At 44.2% G+C, this 20,402-nt stretch carries 17 protein-coding genes; 13 read left to right on the top strand and 4 right to left on the bottom strand.

What is annotated here, in order from left to right; translation table 11 throughout:
- Window positions 1-4 precede the first annotated feature (4 nt).
- Entirely contained in the window at window positions 5-1,657 is a 1,653-nt protein-coding gene (locus LEPTO7376_RS23555; protein ID WP_015134398.1) for an EAL domain-containing protein, read from the bottom strand.
- A gap of 182 nt (window positions 1,658-1,839) precedes the next feature.
- On the opposite strand from LEPTO7376_RS23555, the gene LEPTO7376_RS11765 reads away from it, so the two are divergent.
- From LEPTO7376_RS11765 to LEPTO7376_RS11745, 5 genes are all read left to right on the top strand, one after another.
- The gene (locus LEPTO7376_RS11765) at window positions 1,840-2,166 is read left to right on the top strand and encodes a low molecular weight protein tyrosine phosphatase family protein (RefSeq protein WP_015134397.1); all 327 of its coding nucleotides are present in this window, start codon (window positions 1,840-1,842) and stop codon (window positions 2,164-2,166) included.
- A 59-nt stretch (window positions 2,167-2,225) separates the two neighbouring features.
- Window positions 2,226-2,657, top strand: coding sequence for a hypothetical protein (locus tag LEPTO7376_RS11760; RefSeq protein ID WP_015134396.1), 432 nt, complete (start codon window positions 2,226-2,228; stop codon window positions 2,655-2,657).
- Window positions 2,658-2,805: 148 nt separating this feature from the next.
- Complete coding sequence (locus tag LEPTO7376_RS11755) at window positions 2,806-4,038, top strand: bifunctional sterol desaturase/short chain dehydrogenase (RefSeq protein WP_015134395.1); 1,233 nt, start codon at window positions 2,806-2,808, stop codon at window positions 4,036-4,038.
- A 2-nt stretch (window positions 4,039-4,040) separates the two neighbouring features.
- Window positions 4,041-4,250, top strand: a complete 210-nt coding sequence (locus LEPTO7376_RS11750; protein ID WP_015134394.1) for a lipopolysaccharide assembly protein LapA domain-containing protein — start codon at window positions 4,041-4,043, stop codon at window positions 4,248-4,250.
- Window positions 4,251-4,291: 41 nt separating this feature from the next.
- A complete protein-coding gene (locus LEPTO7376_RS11745; RefSeq protein ID WP_015134393.1) occupies window positions 4,292-4,906 on the top strand; it encodes a MotA/TolQ/ExbB proton channel family protein in 615 nt (204 codons plus the stop codon).
- A gap of 9 nt (window positions 4,907-4,915) precedes the next feature.
- Here LEPTO7376_RS11745 and LEPTO7376_RS11740 read toward each other — a convergent pair whose 3' ends face one another.
- Complete coding sequence (locus tag LEPTO7376_RS11740; protein WP_015134392.1) at window positions 4,916-5,347, bottom strand: cytochrome c oxidase assembly factor Coa1 family protein; 432 nt, start codon at window positions 5,345-5,347, stop codon at window positions 4,916-4,918.
- Window positions 5,348-6,022: 675 nt separating this feature from the next.
- On the opposite strand from LEPTO7376_RS11740, the gene LEPTO7376_RS11730 reads away from it, so the two are divergent.
- Window positions 6,023-6,583 carry a shikimate kinase gene (locus LEPTO7376_RS11730; RefSeq protein WP_015134390.1) on the top strand — a complete coding sequence of 187 codons (561 nt, stop codon included), beginning with the start codon at window positions 6,023-6,025 and terminating at the stop codon, window positions 6,581-6,583.
- Between the two features lie 118 nt (window positions 6,584-6,701).
- Window positions 6,702-7,613, top strand: coding sequence for an acetylglutamate kinase (gene argB, locus LEPTO7376_RS11725; RefSeq protein ID WP_015134389.1), 912 nt, complete (start codon window positions 6,702-6,704; stop codon window positions 7,611-7,613).
- A gap of 100 nt (window positions 7,614-7,713) precedes the next feature.
- On the opposite strand, the gene LEPTO7376_RS11720 is transcribed toward argB, so the two are convergent.
- Complete coding sequence (locus LEPTO7376_RS11720; protein WP_015134388.1) at window positions 7,714-8,808, bottom strand: TIGR03032 family protein; 1,095 nt, start codon at window positions 8,806-8,808, stop codon at window positions 7,714-7,716.
- A 271-nt stretch (window positions 8,809-9,079) separates the two neighbouring features.
- Here LEPTO7376_RS11720 and LEPTO7376_RS11715 point away from each other — a divergent pair, with 271 nt between their 5' ends.
- Complete coding sequence (locus tag LEPTO7376_RS11715) at window positions 9,080-12,409, top strand: right-handed parallel beta-helix repeat-containing protein (RefSeq protein ID WP_015134387.1); 3,330 nt, start codon at window positions 9,080-9,082, stop codon at window positions 12,407-12,409.
- Window positions 12,410-12,510: 101 nt separating this feature from the next.
- Here the strand turns inward: LEPTO7376_RS11715 and groL are convergent, their stop codons facing one another.
- Window positions 12,511-14,190, bottom strand: coding sequence for a chaperonin GroEL (gene groL, locus LEPTO7376_RS11710; RefSeq protein ID WP_015134386.1), 1,680 nt, complete (start codon window positions 14,188-14,190; stop codon window positions 12,511-12,513).
- Between the two features lie 239 nt (window positions 14,191-14,429).
- Between groL and LEPTO7376_RS11705 the strand changes: the two genes are divergently transcribed.
- The 5 genes from LEPTO7376_RS11705 to LEPTO7376_RS11685 all read left to right on the top strand — a co-directional run bounded on the left by LEPTO7376_RS11705 (window position 14,430) and on the right by LEPTO7376_RS11685 (window position 20,301).
- Window positions 14,430-15,962, top strand: a complete 1,533-nt coding sequence (locus LEPTO7376_RS11705) for a CHAT domain-containing protein (RefSeq protein WP_041763530.1) — start codon at window positions 14,430-14,432, stop codon at window positions 15,960-15,962.
- 199 nt (window positions 15,963-16,161) lie between these two features.
- On the top strand, window positions 16,162-16,422 hold the full coding sequence (locus tag LEPTO7376_RS11700) for a helix-turn-helix domain-containing protein (RefSeq protein WP_083891101.1): 261 nt from the start codon (window positions 16,162-16,164) through the stop codon (window positions 16,420-16,422).
- 400 nt (window positions 16,423-16,822) lie between these two features.
- Window positions 16,823-18,406 (top strand): OmpA family protein, encoded by a 1,584-nt coding sequence (locus LEPTO7376_RS11695; protein ID WP_015134384.1) that lies wholly within the window; start codon window positions 16,823-16,825, stop codon window positions 18,404-18,406.
- 168 nt (window positions 18,407-18,574) lie between these two features.
- Window positions 18,575-18,736 (top strand): hypothetical protein, encoded by a 162-nt coding sequence (locus LEPTO7376_RS26415; RefSeq protein WP_160148445.1) that lies wholly within the window; start codon window positions 18,575-18,577, stop codon window positions 18,734-18,736.
- A 524-nt stretch (window positions 18,737-19,260) separates the two neighbouring features.
- Window positions 19,261-20,301 carry a class I fructose-bisphosphate aldolase gene (locus tag LEPTO7376_RS11685; RefSeq protein ID WP_015134382.1) on the top strand — a complete coding sequence of 347 codons (1,041 nt, stop codon included), beginning with the start codon at window positions 19,261-19,263 and terminating at the stop codon, window positions 20,299-20,301.
- Window positions 20,302-20,402 lie beyond the last annotated feature (101 nt).

The raw sequence follows: 20,402 nt of genomic DNA, 5'->3' as shown, positions 1-20,402 counted from the left end.
ATCCTTATTCTTCAGATTTAAATATGAGATGTTGCTCAAAATCTTCAGCAGACAAAGGAGGCGAGAAGAAATATCCTTGAAAAATCTCACAGTGGCGATCGCCTAAAAATTCAAACTCTTCTTGCCGTTCAACACCTTCGGCAACCACTGAAAAATTGAGTTGTTCTGCCATTTGAATAATTGCAGAGGTGATCGCCGCATTTTTTGGATTGATGTGGATATTTTCGACAAAACAACGATCAATTTTCAAAATATCAAACGGAAAATGTTGCAGATAACCGAGGGAAGCATAGCCAGTCCCAAAATCATCGATCGCAATATCAACCCCTAATTCCTTGAGACTCTGAAATTGCGTCAATGTCATATCGACATTTTCAACGAGAGAGCTTTCTGTCAACTCGATGGTTAGCCATTGGGGATCGAGTTTACTTTCCGCCAAAATCTGTTCCAAATGTTTTGAAAATTGTGGGTTCTTCAGTTGGTGACTCGAAACATTCACCGAAAACTTAATGGGTGCATAGCCAGCATCTTGCCAGCGTCGAGCCTGTTGGCAAACATCTTTTAAAATCCATTCACCGAGGGTGACAATAAACCCCGTCATTTCTGCCAGAGGAATAAATTCAGCGGGTGAAACAATGCCACGATTTTTCGAATACCAACGCACTAATACCTCTGCCCCCACAATCGTTCTAGACTTGCCATGAAATTGGGGTTGATAATGAAGCCGAAACTCTTTGTTATCAAGAGCTTCCTGTAAATGACGATTTTCTGATGGTAAAAGGCGATCGCGATCCTTCACGAGCTGTTGGACTCGGTGCTGCAAAATCTCCAACATGCCAAATAGTTCGAGAGGATCAAGAATTTGCGACACATTTGTTTCCGTCACAACGCCTTCCAGTTCACCATGCTCATTCACTGCAACAATCCGTCTGACTCGATACCGCTGCATAATTTCTTGAGCCGACGTGAGAGAGTTTTCAGGATGTAATGAGATTACAGGACAACTCATCGCAAATCTCGTTGTTAGAGTAGCAAGATCTCCACCTAAACCCTGTAGCTGCACAATATCCCTCTCGGTAATGATGCCCACAGGTATTTCTGAGGTGGCTGTCTCGTCCACAATCACAACACAACTAATTCGATGACATGCCATGAGCTGAGCAACATCAATAAGAGGCGTTGTCGGGAAAGCAGTAATAACTTTTGTTGACATCACTTCTCGGACTTCTCGAAAGCGCAAAAAATAACTAAGATGAAGGGCTTGACGCAACATGCTGAGCGTCATCAATCCAGACACACTATCGTCGGTATTAATCACAGGTAGATGACGGATGCGGTGACGACGCATCAAGCTATAGACCGCAAAAATATCACTAAAATCTTTGGTGGTAATCGTAATCACAGGCGAGGTCATGATCTCTCGCACGATTGTCTCTGAAATACTTTTTTGGGAAAGGGAAAGACGTACCAGATCTCTTTCGGTGAGGATACCAATGGTTTTGCTATCTTCCTGCACTACCAAACAACTTTGGGGTGAGCCTTTTTCTTTGCCAGTCATCAGGGCGATCGCCTGTTGTAAAGGAGCATCACTAGCTATAAAGAGCGGTTTTTCTAGCTGAATATCAACAGGCTGATTTAAATGTAGCGGAATGACCATATAGCAACAGAAAGGACTTCCAGAATTGTATGAGATTTACACTTTGACTTTTATCCTCCCTAGTAATGACTTGGTAAGACAAGAGAAATTCGAGTTGAGGTGATCGCCATCTCAACTCCAGCACGGTGAATTTGTGCCATACGTACAATAGTTGTTATTAACGATTGGGCTTAAGGAAAAAGATGAACTTACTATTTGTCTGTAGTGAAAATAGACTAAGAAGCCCGACTGGCGAAGAAGTTTTTTCAGAATACGAAGAAGTAGAAGCGATTGGAGCTGGAACAAATGCTGATGCTTTCACGCCAGTAAGTGGAGATTTAATTGAATGGGCAGATATCATCTTTGTGATGGAACAAATTCACAGAAGAAAAGTATCTAAGAAGTTTCAAAATCTGCTCAAAGATAAAAAACTGGTTTGTCTAGATATTCCTGATAAGTATGACTGTATGGCTCCTGATTTAGTCTCTCTTCTCAAAAGAAAAGTCGAGCCATATATTCTTTTGAGTTAGATGAATAATCGACCTGCTAGTACGAAGAAATTTCAGGCGGCGATCGCCTGAGCTTTAGTATGCAAATAATTCTCGGCACTAGCATTAATCATTTGATATTCGGCTGTACTAAAACACAAGCCAGAGAAATAATTGGTGGCAAGGAAAATAAAGCATTTTTTACTGATTCTGGCTGCCATCGACTTCAGTTTTATGAAGCAAAACTCGAACTTTCATTTGAACCCGAAAACAATAATCGTTTGGGTTGGATTGAGATATATCATCCCGATGCGATCTTTTTTGATAAACATTTAATTGGTCAGCCTAAATATAAAATGCTCGAAACCATCACCAAAGAATTAGGTGAACCATCAGAAGTTTGGGAATATTTAGGCCGCGAATATATTCTTTACGATGATCAATGGCTTGAACTTCAATTGCAGTTTGGTCGGTTGCAATGTATTAACTTTGGCGTTCTATACGACGAAAATGAAGAACCACTTTGGCCTTAAATTAGGTGGGTTATCGAGACAAGTACCAAGGGCGATCGCCTTCAATAGTTTTTGGCTAAACACTTAGGTATAAGTTCCCAAGACCAAGCAAAGAATGTTACAACAATTGAGATTAGAAAAATCTCTTTAACATTCTTTGGATTCTTTAATGATCAGCAGTAGCCAGCTTGTCCTCGGCAGTGGCATGGTTTTGGGATCTGTCTTTTGGGCAGAACTTGTGCGCGATATTTATCATGCTTTAGCCCATGTTTGGGAACCACTTTTTCGCCTACATGTTTGGCATCACAAGGTTTTTCGTCGTGATTTAACGGTCATTGATGATGAGGTTTATAGAAAAGCGCACTGGTATAACGATTTACCAGAAGCTTCGGTGATGCTGGGGTTTGGGTTATTGCTCTGGGTTGGACTAGTGCTGGCTGGTGTGAATACTGCTTGGTTGAGTTTGGCAGGCTGCCTCTATACGCTTTCGTTTATGGCGGCGGCGATCGCCCGTGGGTTAGGGATTCCGATGGTGGATGAATTAACGGATATTACTCACCAACCGGGTGACTTTAAAGCATTACCGGGGAACTGGTTTGTAAATCGTCCCTATCACTGGCGGCATCATTTTGATAACCAAGAGGCGTATTATTGTGGCACATTCACTCTTGTGGACAAGGTTATGGGGACGGCATTGTCATTGAAAGGAAAACGAGTTGCAGTCACAGGCGCGTCAGGAACCCTCGGCACCGCTTTACTCACCGAACTTCATCAAGCAGGAGCCAAGGCGATCGCCCTCACTTCCAAACCCCAAGAACTTAGTCTCGATATTGCAGGCCAAGATGTTGCTTTAAAAACGATTCAGTGGCAATCAGGTAATGAAGCCGCAATTCTTGAAGCTCTTAAAAAAGTAGATATTCTCGTGCTCAACCACGGTATTAATGTGCACGGCGATCGAACCCCAGAAGCCATCCAGAAATCCTACGAAATTAATACCTTTTCCCAGCAGCGGCTAATCGAATTATTTTTAAGTACGATCAAGACAAACCAGGATCGCGTCCGCAAAGAAATTTGGGTAAACACCTCCGAAGCTGAAGTCAATCCGGCTGTTAGTCCTCTCTACGAACTCAGTAAACGAGCATTGGGCGATTTAGTGACATTGCAGCGTTTAGACTCGCCCATCATTATCCGCAAATTAATTTTGGGGCCTTTCAAAAGTAGTCTCAATCCGGTTGGGGTGATGTCTGCAAACTTTGTCGCAAAAATGATTGTGAATCTGGCGCGCCGCGATTTTCGCAATATCATCGTGACAATTAATCCAATCACCTATTTACTATTTCCGTTAAAAGAATTTTTCGTTTCCACCTATTTCAAACTATTTAGTAAAGGCAAAGGCAAGTAACCATGCGCACTCTCGGACTATTACTCAGTATGACGATTCTGGCAGGTTGGCTAGGATTGGTTGCAGTGATGTCCATCCAGAATATTGAGTTGGTCTCGATTAAATTTCTCCTATGGGAATCGATTCAATTGCCATTTGGGGTGCTACTCGCTTTTGCGGTTGGATTTGGATTAATCGTCGGTAGTTTTATTCCCGTCGGCCAAAAACGCTAAAAATCACCTATGCTCAAAGACGGTATTTCCGGGAGCAATCTATGGCGTGGACTGAACTTTTAACGACGGGTGGCTGGGTCACAATTCCATTGTTTTTGTGCTCGATTATTTCGGTCACACTGATCGCCGAACGGTTATTTTTCTGGTTCCGGATCAATCGCGGTCAACGGCCTCTCCTCAGTAAAGTTTTGATGCTCTATCGTGATGACCAAAATCAGGCGATCGCCCTCCTGAAGCAAAATCAACATTTGCCGATTTGCCGCATTTATCTTGAGGCGATGAGCATTCCCAGCGCTACATCTGAAGAATTAACCATTGCACTAGAAACTGCTGCCAAAGCCGAAATCCCGATCCTAAAACGCTTTAATACCGTATTTGAAACGATTATTGCTGTTGCACCTTTATTGGGTCTTTTAGGGACAATTTTGGGCTTAATGAATTCCTTTAGCTCCCTCAAAATTGGTGATGTAGGCAGCACTCAAACTGTTGGCGTAACCGCAGGAATTAGCGAAGCGCTTATCTCCACTGCTGCCGGACTAATCATTGCGATTATCACATTACTTTTCGCCAACAGTTTTCGCGGGTTTTATATTCGTCAACTCAACCTCATCCAAGAATATGGTGGACAACTAGAACTTCTGCACCGCCGTCTTTAAAGTCAAAGTTTAACCGCTACACACTTTTCGGTTTTCTTCAGTGGGAGTCACCAAAGTAATTGTTTCTTTCGGCGCAAACGAAGCATCATCAGTAATTGCAACTGTCAGCTCATTCATCTGCCAAGTCCCTTGCACCTTGGCCGCATCCACATAGGCCGTGCCTTTCTCAGCCGTTCCTGATACAGGAATCGCTAAGCAAGCGGTGCCTTGATCACCACTAATATTTACTTCACCGGAAACCCACCAGCTTTCTTCCCAATCTGAGCCTAAGACTGCACTCACTTCAGAACTCGCTTCAAGGTCGGCGATCGCCATCTTAAAGGGTTGACTCGATTTGATGATTGACATCACAAGCCACACGATTAGCCCGACAAAAACAATGACCCCACCAATGGAAGAGAACACAATAATCGGGATTAACAGAAGCTTTTTCTTAGGCATAAAAGATCACCAGTTCATTGCGGATGCTTTTTTCCATCATAAAAATGAAACTGAAAGTGGCGATCGCCTATTATGCCATCCTCAACTCAAAACAAAGAAAATTCAGTTATCTTAAACAATCGTTTAAACTCAGCTTGCCATGGACAACAAGAGCAAAGAGAAACGTAAACGACAAATCTTGCGAAGAGCGAGGCAACATAATCTGTTTACCCCTCAGAAAAACACTTATCATTTTTCTGACTTATCTCCAGAATTGGTCAAGGCTATTTCTCAATCCACCACAGAAGAAAACGACCCGATTCTAGTTTTCCTAGATACAGCCAGACATTGGACAGTACTGGGCTCAACATTCATCTATTCGACATATGAAAACATATTAGTTAAAGCAAGACTATCTGGCATCCAAGGCAAAGTCACAATGATTCTTCCCGAATCAATAAAAGAAAGATCTCACAATAGTTTCAAGCAAGACCTCAGATTTCTCTTCTTAGATCATGAAAAGGTAAGGATTTGGGCACCTCCGGGGTCAGAATATTTTGGATTGGTAAATATACTGCAAAACATTAGGTAAAGAAAAAACGACTGATCGCCCCTCAAATAAAGATCACAAACCATATCAGAAATTTCACGAAGCATCCTAAGATAAATAGGTCTCAACGGATTTCAAGTTAATCGATGGAAGATTTGCTCAAAGGTTTAAATATTTATCTCATCGGCATGATGGGCACTGGTAAAAGTACCCTTGCAAAGATTATTGCCGAGATCATGAACTACCGCGTCCTCGATTCTGATGACATTATTGAGCAGCTCGCAGGCACATCGATCAGTAATATTTTTGCAGAGATGGGTGAAGAAGAATTCCGTAAACTCGAAACCCAAGTCCTCGGTAAAATCGCAGTGCAAACCCGCACCGTTGTGGCTACTGGCGGCGGTATTATTCTCTCAAATGACAACTGGTATTACTTGCAGCAAGGATTAACGATTTGGCTTGATGTACCAACCCCGTTGCTGATGGATCGTCTCCGGAGTGACACTCGACGTCCGCTGCTCCAAAACGTTGATCTCGAAACGAAATTAAACGAACTTCTAGAACAACGGCGATCGCTTTATAACGAGGCTGATCTACATATTCAAATCAATACTGCCCGTCCTCCCCGTGCTGTTGCGGAAGACATCATTGCAACCATTCCCTCCGTTCTCCGGAAGCCACCCCAAATTATTGGTGAGAACAATTGACCCTAATCTCATCAAAAGTTGATTAAGTTGCAGATCCTTAATATGTGCGGCGATCACCCATCCCGTAAAATACCAAGCAACAAACCGATTTTATTTACAGATCACTAGCCAATCATTCATGGAAAGCGAATACATCAGAGAAGCCGATGCCACCCGTGTCCGTATCCTCAGCGAAGCCCTGCCTTATATGCAGCAATTCTCGGGTCGAACTGTTGTCGTAAAATACGGCGGCGCGGCGATGAAAGACAGCACGCTCAAAGATAAAGTCATTCGCGATATCGTCTTTCTCTCATGCATTGGCGTCCGTCCCGTTGTGGTGCATGGCGGCGGCCCTGAAATCAATACATGGCTCAGTAAACTCAAGATCGAACCCCAATTTAAAGATGGCTTGCGAGTCACCGATGCTGACACCATGGACGTGGTGGAAATGGTCTTAGTCGGTCGCGTCAATAAAGAAATTGTCTCCCTCATTAACCAAGAAGGTGCGTCTGCCGTTGGTCTCTGTGGCAAAGACGGCAATATGGTGCAAGCTCGTCCTGTTGGCAAAGAAGGCGTTGGCTTTGTGGGAGAAGTCGCAGCCATCGACACCAAACTGATTCAGTCCCTCGTCGATAATGGCTATGTGCCAGTAATTTCTAGTGTGGCAGCCGATGAAAATGGCCAAGCTCACAATATCAACGCAGACACTGTGGCCGGAGAATTAGCAGCAGCCCTCGGTGCAGAAAAATTAATTTTATTGACGGACACAGCGGGTATTTTGGAAGACTATCACGATCCTTCTACCCTCATCCCCAGAGTAAATTTACAGAAGGCACGCGAACTGATCGACTCTGGCGTGGTCGGTGGCGGAATGATCCCGAAGGTTTCTTGTTGTGTGCGATCGCTAGCGCAAGGTGTTAAGGCAGCTCACATTATTGATGGGCGTATTCCCCACGCGTTGCTACTGGAGATTTTCACGAATGATGGTATTGGCACGATGATTGTCGCTTCTGATCATGCGTACACCACGCCATTTTCACCTTTCAAATAGCGTTTAATTTTTGAGTCTTAGCGTAAGGGTGATTATCAGGTGGAGAGGCGATCGCCCTTCTCTTAAAAGCTGTATCTCAATAAAGCCGCTTCAAAAGCAATTAAGTCGATTGGGGTTTTGATTTAAGCGTGCTGAAATCCACTCGGGCGATCGCCTCATCCGGCAAAACAAACGAACTGCTGAGCAGCGTTTCATTATCTTCAATCACCTCAGGAAAACGAATTCCGGGCAACACCGATACCGCAAAAATTTCCTGAACAGCATCCTCAAACCTCAGAAACGCGATAATCTGAGCTGTTTCAATATTCACGACCCAAACGCCGCAAATACGTTCATTTAGTCTCTCGGTGATGGGAATGCCACTAAACACGGCCGTTTCGCGCACTTGTGATAAACCAACAAAAGCTAAGGGACCCCAGAAATCAATCCCCCTTGTAAAACCAGGTAATTGCACAACGGTGTTTAATTTCCCGGTTTTCACATCAACTGTTGCAAGACTCCCTTCACCAGACTCTAACACCCACAGTTGATCACGATACCAACGAGGCGAATGAGGCATCGATAACCCTTTTGCTAAAAATTCGTTGGTGGTGATGTCCATCAAAATGCCACCGTGGGCCTTATTCTCGCGCCATCCTTGATGACTATCTGTTTCACCTAAAGCTGTCACATAATGCGGTTGATTATCCCTCACCCCTAAACCATTTAGATGGCAGCGATCGCCGAGATCATAGGCCGAAACAAAGGGCGGTTGCCAGCGGGGCACAAAACTATTTTTGCGGTCGAGAGTGCATAAACAAGAAAAGCGCGTATTGATGAACCACAACTCATCGTTGCAATAGGCCATCTCATGGATATCAATATCCCCAGTAACGTGGCGATCGCGGGGTAAATAACAAGCATCATGAAGATCTGGTGGGTCAAGCTTCTTGGTAACCGCAGGGACATTGCGAAACTCCCACACCTCATAAGCAGTACCAAGGGCAATTTTTTCACGATCAGCAGCGACTCCCATCGGTTGCTTAAACATTCGAAAGTGAGTATTGAGCGATTTTTCCTCTGCCCTCACCACAATTAGTTTGCCGGCCTGATAGGTCGAAACAATTAGAGAAATGCCGCATTGCTGCAAAATATCAACGAAATTTTGAGTGTGGACACTACGTAAAGGTGACGAATTTGGTGGAACAGTTGACATAGCAAAAATATTATTTGTGTGAAGCGTTACTCAATTGGAGCAAATAGTAAGAGAATTACTTATGTGATCACTTTGCTACTTCTGCCGATAATCTTGTCGTCAATTGAGCTGCAGTTCTTAACTTGTAGCTAAAATTTATAGTTTCTGTAAAGCAAAACAAAATGCCCTGTTCTAAATACTTACGTGTCGTAGATCGTTTGTGATTGCAAACGCTCAATACTATCCCATCCAGAACTAGGTTTTCGGCCATCGTTTCATCAAGGAAGTACGCATGTTTACCCAAAGATTTCTTTCTCGCCAAATCATTATTCTCTCGTCAATTCTAGGCATAGGGCTGTATGTTTTTCCTGTCAGAGCTCAAGAAAACCCTGTAAGCAACACCACAAAAAAGCAGCTTGTCTCCCCTCGTTTTAGCGGTACATTTCAGACAGGAGAAGGTGCTGGCTATGAAGCGTCTTTTGGTAGCTTTTATGGATTTGTGCCTTTCAGTCAAACACCAGGCGTTAGTACTTTTTATGGTGAAGGTCGGTTTAATGGCTTTACCGATGGCGGTGGACAAGGCGGAAATCTGAGGGCTGGATATCGTCGTTTTTTATCTGAGAACAATCTGGTTATTGGTGGCTATGCAGGTTGGGACTTACGCCATACAGAATCAAAAGAAACCTTTCATCAACTAGGTTTAGGAGCAGAAGTCTTAGGAGATAAATGGGAAGCACGGCTGAACGGCTATATTCCCCTTGGTGACGCTAGTCGAACAATCAGCAGCGATACAACGACAAACACAACGACCTCAAACTTTCGGTTCCTTGATAATCGTTTGCTATTTGATAGCCAAAGCCAGCAACTTATTTCCACGTTATCGGAAAACGCGATGACAGGCATTGATCTGGAGGGAGGTTACCAGCTCAGTAAGTGGGATACGGGTAATTTATATGCTTATGCAGGTCTTTATTTCCTTGATGGTGAGGGAACTTCCATTATCGGTGTACGCAGTCGTTTGCAGGCAGAAACGGAAAGTCTCCTAGCCGGAATTTCATTACAATCAGACAGTAATTTTGGCACGAATTTACAGTTTTCTCTGGGTCTCAAGTTAGGCGGAGAAAATATTCGTAAGCGTTCAGAAACACCAGAAGAATCAGTTATTGCTCGTCTAGGTCAGAGTGTGCAGCGACAGGATATTATCCCGATCGATCGCCAACAAGAACTTGAAACACAGATCGAACAAAGTAACGATGTGGTGGCGAGGAATCCAGTGACAGGTGATGAATGGCGTTTTCTCCATGTCACAGACGGGGTAACAACTGGTGATGGGACCTTCGAAAATCCGTTTGGCGAAGTGACTGATGCGTCGGCGATCGCCATGACAGCGGGCAATGATGTGATTTATGTCGAGTCAGGCGATCGCTCTGGAATGGCAGGCTTCACAGTTCCCGATAATGTCCAAGCTCTCTCCACGGGGGTCACCCAGGAACTCGATATTGTAGATGTAGGCATCACTCAGTTGCCGGGGTCTGGAACTGGCACATCACCTCTAGTACAAGACACCGTGACGATGGGGAATGGATCAAGGCTTTCAGGTTTTGACATTCAGTCGGGTAATAATCCTAGTGTCTATGCCAGCAATGTAAGTGACTTCACAATTGATCGCAACACAATCTCAACGACGGGAAATGATGCTGATGGTATTGAAATTCTTGGTGATGGCGCAACGATTAGTAATGTCCTTCTTTCAGCCAATACAATTTCAACAATGGGGGATTCGGCTGAAGGAATTGACATAGAAGGCAATGCCTCGACGATTAGCAACACCATCATTTCTGGCAATACAATCTCAACAACAGGAGAGGGTTCTGAAGGTCTTGATGTCGGGTCTTACAACTCAACAACAACCAGTGATACTACTATTTCTGGTAATACAATCACGACTCAAGGCGATCGCTCTGAAGGTATTGATATTGAGGGTTATAACTCCACAATCTCCGATACCACTATCTCTGGCAACACTGTGTCTACGTCAGGATTCTATTCTGAAGGAATTGATGTTGATAGTTACAATTCCACGATTAGTAACACAACAATTTCTGGCAATATTGTTTCTAGCACTGGAAACTATCTAGCTAATATTGATGTCTCCGGAGACTACTCAGCACAAATCACGAACACCATTATCTCTGGCAATACTGTTTCCACTGCTGGAAATTACACGACTGGCATTGGTATCTTCGGCAATGACTCAACAATAATAAATAGCTCTACTATTTCTGGCAATACCGTTTCTACAACAGGAAACTACTATACGAATGGTATTGGTATCTTCGGGAATGACTTAACCGCAATAACTAGCTCAACTATTTCTGACAACACTGTTTCTACAACAGGAAATTATCTGACTAGTATTAGTATCTATGGCGATCGCGGCACAACAGTCAGTGGTTCTACTATTTCTGGCAATACTGTTTCCAATTCGGGAGATTATACTTCCGGTATTGGTATCTACGGCGATCGCGACACAACAGTCAGTGATTCTACTATTTCTGGCAATACTGTCTCCAGCGGAGGGAATTATACGACCGGTATTGGTCTCTACGGTGATCGCGGCACAACAATCAATAGCTCAACTATTTCTGGCAACACTGTTTCTAGTAATGGAACCTATGCCGATAACATTTCTGTTTATAGTGACGTCATGTCAATAATAAACGGCGTTACTATTGCCACAAATACAATCACAGCCAATGGAGATGAAAGTCGAGGATTTTCAACCCGGACACGCAATGGATCAACCCTCGAGAACCTGACAGTTTCTGACAACAATATTACGGTCGATGGCCAAAACAATCGTGGCATCATCACTCGCACCTTAAATGGCTCAATGATGACGAGCACACAAATCTCAGGTAACACAATCGCGGCAAATGGAGATGGTGGACGAGGTATTTCTGTTCGTACTTTAAACGGTTCAACGACAGATGGCGTGAACCTTGCTAGCAATACCATTACAACTAGTGGTACAACGAATCACGGCATTTCAGTTCGCACTCTAAATGGTTCCAATGTAGATAACGCAGAAGTTTCTGCTAATAATGTGATAACAACAGGAAATGGAGCACATAGCCTCTTTGTTGGCACTTCAAATATCGGAACAACAACAACTAGGTTAATGCTTTCCGATAATACCTTAATGACCAGTGGAACTGCTGCAGAAGGTCTATTTATCCGAGCCTTTAATGATGGAACGATAGATGAAATCACTGTTTCCAACAATGTGATTACGACGAGTGGAAATAATTCAAATGGTCTTTTTGTTCGCTCCAATAACGGTGGACTAACTAATGATGTGAGCGTTTTAAACAATAACTTCCAGCAAGCCGGGGCAAATAGTGTTCGCCTTCAAGATGCAGCTCCTCCACTCGGTATTTGTATTACTGCATTCACGAACAATACTAGCGGCACAGCGGATTTTGCGGGCAATGGTGGTGATGATTTGCTAATTGGTGCTGCTGGCAATATTAATTTTGTTGATTTTGCAGATGTGATGGCAAATAATACGGGATTTGTTGATATCTCCGGTACACCAGACACGTCTGTACCTTGTCCGTAGTTTTCAAGAAAATTACATCACGAATACTTTTTTACTCAATAAAAAAGCACCCCGAAGGATGCTCAAGATAAAAACTGTTGTTTATTCAGGGTCTGGGGAAATTACATCATTCCCATGCCGGGCATTCCCATGCCACCCATACCGGGCATGCCGCCGCCCATGCCACCCATGCCACCGCCCATGTCGGGAGCTGCAGCTTCAGGTTCAGGCTTTTCAACAACGAGTGCTTCAGTGGTGATCACCATCCCAGCAATAGAACCAGCATTCTGAAGAACGGAGCGGACAACTTTTGCAGGGTCGATAATACCAGCCGCAATCATGTCAACGTACTCACCAGTTGCTGCATTGTAACCAACGTTGAATTCGCTTTCACGAACACGCTCAACAACGACAGAACCTTCTTCGCCAGCATTGTCAGCGAGTTGACGGAGGGGAGCTTCAAGGGCGCGAGCAACAATGTCGACACCGAGCTTTTCTTCGTCAGTTGTGAGGGATGTTTTTACGTCAGCAACTTTTGCTGCAAGGTGAATGAGAGTTGTGCCACCACCGGGAACGATACCTTCATCAACAGCTGCTTTAGTTGCGTTGAGAGCGTCTTCGATGCGGAGCTTACGATCCTTAAGTTCAGTTTCAGTTGCTGCACCAACTTTGATGACTGCAACACCACCAGCGAGCTTAGCAATACGCTCTTGGAGCTTCTCTGCGTCATACTCAGAATCAGTTTCAGCCAATTGCTTACGGATTTGGGCAACGCGAGCATCGATATCACTTTTGCTACCGCCACCGGAAACAACGGTTGTAGTCTCCTTCGTTAAGGTGATCTTTTCTGCTTTACCGAGCATGTCTAATTCGACAGTTTCGAGAGCAAGACCAACTTCTTCGGAAATGACACGGCCACCAGTGAGTACTGCAATGTCCTGAAGCATTTGCTTACGGCGATCGCCAAAGCTAGGTGCTTTAATCGCAGCGGCATTAAGCACACCGCGAGCCTTATTCACAACGAGAGTTGCGAGGGCTTCACCTTCAATATCTTCAGCGATGATGAGAAGAGGCTGACTGGAACGCGCCACTTGCTCAAGCACAGGCACGAGGTCGGCGATCGCCGAAATTTTCTTGTCCGTGATAAGCACAAGAGGATTATCAAACTCAACGATTTGACGCTCTTGGTCAGTGACGAAGTAAGGAGACATGTAGCCACGGTCGAGCTGCATACCTTCTACAACATCAAGCTCAGTAGCAAGAGACTTGGACTCTTCAACAGTGATTACACCATCTTTAGTCACCTTAGCCATCGCCTCGGAGATCATGTTACCGACTTCATCATCGTTACCTGCAGATACCGCAGCAACCTGGGCGATCGCCTCACCTTCCACAGGCTTAGCAATACTTGCAATCTCATCAACGAGGAATTTCACCGCTGCATCAATACCACGACGCAACTCAATCGGATTTGAACCCGCAGTAACATTCTTCAAGCCTTCGTGAATTAAAGCCTGAGCCATTACAGTTGCAGTGGTTGTACCATCACCTGCACTGTCATTTGTCTTGGCTGCAACTTCACGGATGAGACGAGCACCAGTATTTCTGAGGGGATCTGCTAGCTCGATTTCCTTCGCAACGGTAATACCATCATTAACAATTTGGGGTGCGCCGTAAGACTTCTCGAGTAATACGTTACGACCCTTAGGACCTAATGTAATTTTGACGGCATCGGCGAGGGCATTAATACCCGCTTCAAGAGACCGTCTGGATTCATCCTTAAAAGAGACAATCTTAGACATAAAAATTTTGAGTTATAGGATTTAACTTCACTAGCAAATTTAGCACTCATAGGGGGCGACTGCTAATTGCTTAGAGGTGTGCATTCCCGAACCTATCCAACCCCATATTTTCTTAAGATTTATGGTCATTTCTCGCCATAGAAGGGTCGGTTCTACAGAAAAGATTCATGGAGCAGTGTATGAATCTGCTGTTAAACGACATAAATTGGAAGAGCGCCCAGTCTCAATTTTCATTGTCGATGTCTCAACCTCCTGATTTCCCGTCTCTACAAGTGGTGTGCGATCGCCTAAATAATTCGCCGGAAGAACATCATTTTGTGATTTGGGCTGCGGCAACACCATTTGTGCGAGGTGTGGAAAAAGAAGATATTTTATGGGATGAAGAATTAAGTCGGATTTGGTTGGCATGGCAGGCAATTTTTACGCCTCATCAAACGCCCCACTATCCGATTACTGGTGAAGTCCAGTCTGTAGAATTAGTGCCAGATCCGAATGCTTCGATCAGTGGACGATTAATGCAAGGGTTGGGTGTGCAGATGTGGCAATGGTTATTTCAAGGGGCGATCGCCGAAAGTTTTGCACGGGCTGAAGGGGTTGCATTGGGTCAAAAAGAGGCGTTGCGGTTACGGATTGATGTGCGTGACCCAAATCTGTTGCCATTGCCGTGGGAAATTATGCAGCAGGAAATGGGCAAGCAAGCAGTTTCTCTTAACCCTCAGGTTTTCTTTAGTCGCACGATCGGTGATGTTGCGCCTTTAAATCTACAATCCACCGGGCGATCGCTAAATATTTTGTTGGTTTTAGGTGCGCCCGAAAATGGCAATGATAGCCTCGATCTCAAAACAGAAGCAGAACGATTGCAAAACATTTGGCAGACAAAAAGTTTTGGGCAAGTGCAAGGCGATATTCTGATTCAGCCAACTCCCAGCGAATTAGCGGAAACTCTCTCTAGCAAAAATTACCAGCTCTTTTTTTATAGTGGTCATGGCGAGCCCGCAGCGGATGGCGGCCAGATTTTTCTCAACGATGCTGATAAACTCAACGGCAAAGAATTGGCGCAAATCCTCACCCAAAGCGGCATTCGGTTAACGGTGTTTAATTCCTGTTGGGGTGCCAAATCCCTCCAACAAAATCATCAGGCGATCGCCACCAGTAGCCTAACGGAAGTACTGATTCATCATGGTTTACCGTCAGTTTTAGCGATGCGCGACCCCATTAGTGATGATGAAGCGATCGCCTTTATTACGAGTCTCAGTCAAGCATTTTGCAAACATAAACCAGTAGATGAATCTGTGGCGATCGCCCGCCAGAATTTATTAGCGCAATTCAAATTCAACTCGCCAGCTTGGACATTACCTATCCTCTATATGCATCCAGAGTTCGATGGTCAGATTTTGTCAAAGTTGTCATCCATTACCGAATTGCCAACGCGCTTACCAACACCGATTAAAACGCAAACATTTACTCTTAGTTCCTGTGATGACCCAGAACGAGAATGGACATTCAGTAGCAAACTGATCCGCATTGGTCGCCGCTCCGAAAATGATGTCACCATCGAGGAACCCTGGGTTAGTAAAGAACATGCCGAAATTATTCAACGAGAAGAAGGCTTTTTTATCCGCGATCGCTCCCGGTTTGGCACATTAATTAGTCTACCAAATCAAGACTGGCAAAACATCCACCAAGAAGAAATTTTATTACTTTCCAATAGCCATATCCGCTTGGGTAGCGAACAAGGAGAAACATTCAAATTTTCAGCTAAGAAAGCTTGAAATTTAGTAAAGTATTAAAATGATCTTCTCAAAGTAACAGGATTTTTTTGAAAACTTCAAGCAGTATTAAAACAACGTCAGTTTTGGATAAGGAATTGGGCTGAAATTCCCATAAATCAAGAGTTTGCTTGGAGTTTTATCTATAGCAATAGCCAAATGGTTTAGGAAGTATTATGGGAGTTGTTGCGTGAAGTAAAAAATGCCAGCTGCTTATAGTAATGACCTACGATGTCAAGTCCTTGATGCGGTAGCACTAGGTATCCCGAAAAAAGATGTCTGTGAAATGTTCGGTCTTGGCCTTAATAGCCTTTATCTCTGGATACAACGACTAGAGCAAACAGGAAGTTTTACAGCGCCAAAACAGGGTATCAGAAAGGCTCGGGTCACAAAATCACAGACTAGGAAGCATTCAAAAGCTTTGTACAACAGCATCCAGATAAAACCCAGGCAGAAATGGTAGAGTTGTAGCCGGGTGATGTGAGTCGTCGCACCATATCGAGAATGTTGAAGAAGATAGGTTTTACTCGCAAAAAAGACCTATGGGTATCAGGAAAGGGATGAACAGAAGCGAGAAGCATTGAGGCAAAAACTATAGCGATGGCCGGATAGATACAGAATCATAGTAAGGAATAAGACTCAGGGTGCAGTAACAGCTACTTCTTAAGCCTTGTATCCATTTCTATAGCAAGATTATGGGTCAGCATCCTCCATTCATACCTCTATTCTGCAATGCCGAATCATAAATATATAGGAATAGGCGATCGCCCAGTATTCTCCTTTTAAATCAAGTCAAGATTGAAAAAAGAAAAGTCAGTTTTTAGAATAACGACACATACATCTATCATGGTTAACCCTCCGCTATGAGCCAAAAAGAAAATCCCCTTACCCTTGTTGCTGCATTACTCGTCACGATGGGGATTCTTGGCGGCGGGCTATGGTTTCTGGGGAACAGATCTCCTGGTTTTTTAGAGGAAATCTTTGGTAACGACCCAAGTTCTAAAGATTCTCCGACTAAAAGCACGCGAAACCTTGAGCAAGGAAACATAACCTTGTTGGGAGACACATTCAGTGGGTATAGCACTTTCCGAAATGCCGAATTTCAGGAAGCTCTCCAAGAAGTCGGTATTACTCTCTCCTATGGCAATGAGTTTGACCAAACGGCCCGAGCGAATCTCCTTAACGAAGGTAAAGCTGATCTTTATGTCACAACCCTAGACCAATTCCTCAAGCAAAATCCCGAAGGCAAAATTGTCGGTTTGATCGACCGGACTATTGGGGCGGATGCGGTGGTTCTTAACAACAAGCAATATCCGGATCTCAACTCCCTCAACAGTTTACAAACCTTGCAACAATCCGCCCAAGGCGAATCCCTCAGCATCACCTATGCCGTTGATACCCCCAGCGAATATCTTGCCCTTGTCTTGAGCACTGCTTTTGATGGGTTTAATCTCAGTGACTTCGACGTGAAAGAAGTCGTAGATGCATCCGAAGCTTGGCAAGCTCTCCAAAATCCTGCTGAAAACGTTGCAGTTGCTGTCCTCTGGGAACCTTTCGTTAGTCAAGCGCGCAATGCAGGCTACACCGTTGTTCTCTCCAGCAATGATGCTCCCACTGCCATCCTCGATGTTATTGTGGCAAGCGATCGCCTTCTGACTGCCCGTCCCGATTTAGTGAGTGATTTTCTCGAAGCTTATTACCGCCACATTGATGCAAACATCCGAGAACCATCCCAATTGAGAGCCCAAATTGCCACTGATGGTGAACTGACCCCAAGTGAAGCCGATTCAATCCTAGAGGGTATCGACTTTTTTACCTCTATCGAAGCCAAAAACTGGATCCAAGCAGGCACTCTTGAACAGCGTATCGGCTCAACAGCTGCCGTGTTGGTCTTATCTGGCAAACTCAATCAAGTGCCCACAGATATCAATAGCCTCTTTACTGACGAATACGTCAATAAAGCTGCCCTAAATACCCAAACCTTGATCGATTTGATTAAAGTGGATAATCCTGAACTCGCTGATCGCCTCGCGGGTAAAGGCACAACCATTCAGGCTGTCCCTCAAGTTGCGGCGAGTGAGGTGGCCCAAGCATCAGATATCGGTAACTTGCAAGTGCGCGGTGAAGTCAACTTCGCCACAGGTTCCGCAACACTCAGCCAACAAAGCCAAACTACCCTCGAACAACTCGTCAATCAGATCAAAGAGTTTAATCCCCAAACAGTTGGCATCCGAGTCATTGGCCATACTTCCAAAACAGGCGACCCAAAATTAAACCAAACCCTATCCCAGCAACGTGCCCAAGTTGTCGTCGATGGACTCCGACAGCGGGGTTTGCAACACAATATCATCGCTGAAGGAAAAGGTTTCTATTTACCCCTATCTGGCATTGCCCCTGAAGATCCCAAACAACAGCGTACAGAAATTCGGCTTGTGCGTCTCAACTAACTATTAGCGAAAAAATCATTGTTACTAGAAATGATGTGAGCTTTTAAGTTCATGAAGTTCATGACAGAGAGAGGCGATCGCCTCTGAATTCTACTCACAACCAAAGACTAATCAAAAAGAACCCCAACAATTCTCAGATCAAGAATTTAACTGGAGAGAATCTTCTTTATGTGGATCTTTAAACAACAGCAGTGCGTGATTGACTATCTTCATGAAATGCATCTGAGCTTCCAAGGTGGGCGGAGAAATCCCCAAAAACTCATCAGTATTCGTCGAAAATTGCCACTTTTCATCGCCACGCTCAAAACCATTGGCATCTATCCGACTTAACCGGCAAGTCGGCTCCCGAAGATCTGTCGAGAACTTCAGCTGCATTAGAACACAATTGACATTTAACCCAGTACTCTGATGAAAGGAGTGAAAACTTAGATCAATGGAATTAGGGTCTAAGTGACTTTGAGTTTTCCGATCCTCCAACCATGGCCTGAGATCGACATGAGTACCCAAAAATTCTGCTCGAAATAGAACGCCTAAGTAGGCAATCTTACTGGTTAGCTTAAGGGTGAAAGACTGACTGACTGCATTCATAGGCTTTAAACGGACTTTTATTTATAGTTTTTCTTAATAAAAAATATCTCAATTAAATTCCGCCACAAAAATCCAAAATATATCCAACGGGAAAAGCCTCCAAAAATCAGTCTACAGAAGTAATAGAAGCAGATCCAAGAAATCTTAAGGCATTCATCTCGGCAAAGAAGAAAAGGAAAATATTGAGAATATAGAGCTTGACAAATAAATCTTATTGAGAGTATATGTCAATAAGCAACTGCAAGCAAAAAATTTAGGACCTCTTGATGAGTAAATATTCAGAAGAATTACGAGCAACAGCAAAAGCAATGGTTGCTAAAGGCAAGGGTATTCTTGCGATGGACGAGAGTAACGGTACTTGTAACAAGCGCTTTCAAAAGCTTGGTATTCCAGCAACTGAGGAATATCGTCAGATGTATCGCACGCTAATCTTGACCACTCCTAATCTTGCAGACTACGTCAGTGGGCCCATTCTCTATGATGAGACCATTCGTCAAACAACTCCTGAAGGTGTGTCTTTACTAGCTGTCATTAAAGAGGCTGGTATGATTCCTGGCATTAAGGTTGATACTGGCGCGAAAGAGCTAGCTGGTCACACTGATGAAAAAGTAACTGAAGGTCTTGATGATTTGCGCGATCGCCTGGCTGAATACTACAAAATGGGTGCGCGGTTTGCGAAATGGCGTGCGGTTATCACCATTGGCAACAATATTCCTAGCAAGGGGTGTATCGAAGCAAATGCCCATAGTTTGGCGCGTTATGCTGCACTATGCCAAGAATGTGGCCTTGTCCCAATTGTTGAGCCTGAAGTCTTAATTGATGGCGACCACACCTTACAGAAGTGTTGGGATGTGACTGACGCAACACTCCATGAAGTGTTTAAGCAGCTCCATGCCCAGAGCGTTGCCTATGATCAGATGATCCTCAAGCCCAGTATGGTCATTGCAGGCAAAGATTGTCCGCAACAAACAAGTGTTGAAGATGTGGCTGAGGCAACAATCAGCTGTTTACTCAAGAATGTTCCTGCAACTGTAGCCGGGATTGCGTTCCTTTCTGGCGGGCAATCAATGCAGCAATCATCTGCCCATCTGAATGAGATGAACAAACGCTTTGGTGATCAATGTCCATGGCCGGTAACCTTCTCCTATGCACGCGCCATCCAGCAGCCCGCTCTAGATCATTGGTCTGGTCATAAAGCGAATATTGCAGAAGCGCAATCTCGTCTGCTTAAGCGTGCTCAATGCAATAGCGCAGCCAGCCGCGGTGAATACTCTGCCGAGATGGAAAAAGAACTGGCGATCGCCTAAAAAGCTTTTAAGTTGTGCCTAGTGCTCTCAAAATAGCCCGATATTTTGGGAGTTTTTTTAATTATCAAATTGAGTATTTAATCGTATTAAATACTCAATTT

The sequence above is a fragment of the [Leptolyngbya] sp. PCC 7376 genome, assembly GCF_000316605.1.
Lineage (GTDB): Bacteria > Cyanobacteriota > Cyanobacteriia > Cyanobacteriales > MRBY01 > MRBY01.
Note: the sequence above shows the minus strand (reverse complement) of the source record. Positions and strands in the feature narration are given on the sequence as shown.

Bases quoted from the DNA above. Each gene is read 5' to 3' on its own strand.
- LEPTO7376_RS11765 (WP_015134397.1), top strand. From the start codon at position 1,840: ATGAACTTACTATTTGTCTGTAGTGAAAATAGACTAAGAAGCCCGACT.
- LEPTO7376_RS11705 (WP_041763530.1), top strand. From the start codon at position 14,430: ATGTCTCAACCTCCTGATTTCCCGTCTCTACAAGTGGTGTGCGATCGC.
- LEPTO7376_RS11730 (WP_015134390.1), top strand. From the start codon at position 6,023: ATGGAAGATTTGCTCAAAGGTTTAAATATTTATCTCATCGGCATGATG.
- LEPTO7376_RS11755 (WP_015134395.1), top strand. From the start codon at position 2,806: ATGATCAGCAGTAGCCAGCTTGTCCTCGGCAGTGGCATGGTTTTGGGA.
- LEPTO7376_RS11685 (WP_015134382.1), top strand. From the start codon at position 19,261: ATGAGTAAATATTCAGAAGAATTACGAGCAACAGCAAAAGCAATGGTT.
- groL (WP_015134386.1), bottom strand. From the start codon at position 14,190: ATGTCTAAGATTGTCTCTTTTAAGGATGAATCCAGACGGTCTCTTGAA.
- LEPTO7376_RS11760 (WP_015134396.1), top strand. From the start codon at position 2,226: ATGCAAATAATTCTCGGCACTAGCATTAATCATTTGATATTCGGCTGT.
- LEPTO7376_RS11750 (WP_015134394.1), top strand. From the start codon at position 4,041: ATGCGCACTCTCGGACTATTACTCAGTATGACGATTCTGGCAGGTTGG.
- LEPTO7376_RS11715 (WP_015134387.1), top strand. From the start codon at position 9,080: ATGTTTACCCAAAGATTTCTTTCTCGCCAAATCATTATTCTCTCGTCA.
- LEPTO7376_RS11700 (WP_083891101.1), top strand. From the start codon at position 16,162: ATGCCAGCTGCTTATAGTAATGACCTACGATGTCAAGTCCTTGATGCG.
- LEPTO7376_RS23555 (WP_015134398.1), bottom strand. From the start codon at position 1,657: ATGGTCATTCCGCTACATTTAAATCAGCCTGTTGATATTCAGCTAGAA.
- LEPTO7376_RS11720 (WP_015134388.1), bottom strand. From the start codon at position 8,808: ATGTCAACTGTTCCACCAAATTCGTCACCTTTACGTAGTGTCCACACT.
- argB (WP_015134389.1), top strand. From the start codon at position 6,702: ATGGAAAGCGAATACATCAGAGAAGCCGATGCCACCCGTGTCCGTATC.
- LEPTO7376_RS11740 (WP_015134392.1), bottom strand. From the start codon at position 5,347: ATGCCTAAGAAAAAGCTTCTGTTAATCCCGATTATTGTGTTCTCTTCC.
- LEPTO7376_RS11695 (WP_015134384.1), top strand. From the start codon at position 16,823: ATGAGCCAAAAAGAAAATCCCCTTACCCTTGTTGCTGCATTACTCGTC.
- LEPTO7376_RS26415 (WP_160148445.1), top strand. From the start codon at position 18,575: ATGTGGATCTTTAAACAACAGCAGTGCGTGATTGACTATCTTCATGAA.
- LEPTO7376_RS11745 (WP_015134393.1), top strand. From the start codon at position 4,292: ATGGCGTGGACTGAACTTTTAACGACGGGTGGCTGGGTCACAATTCCA.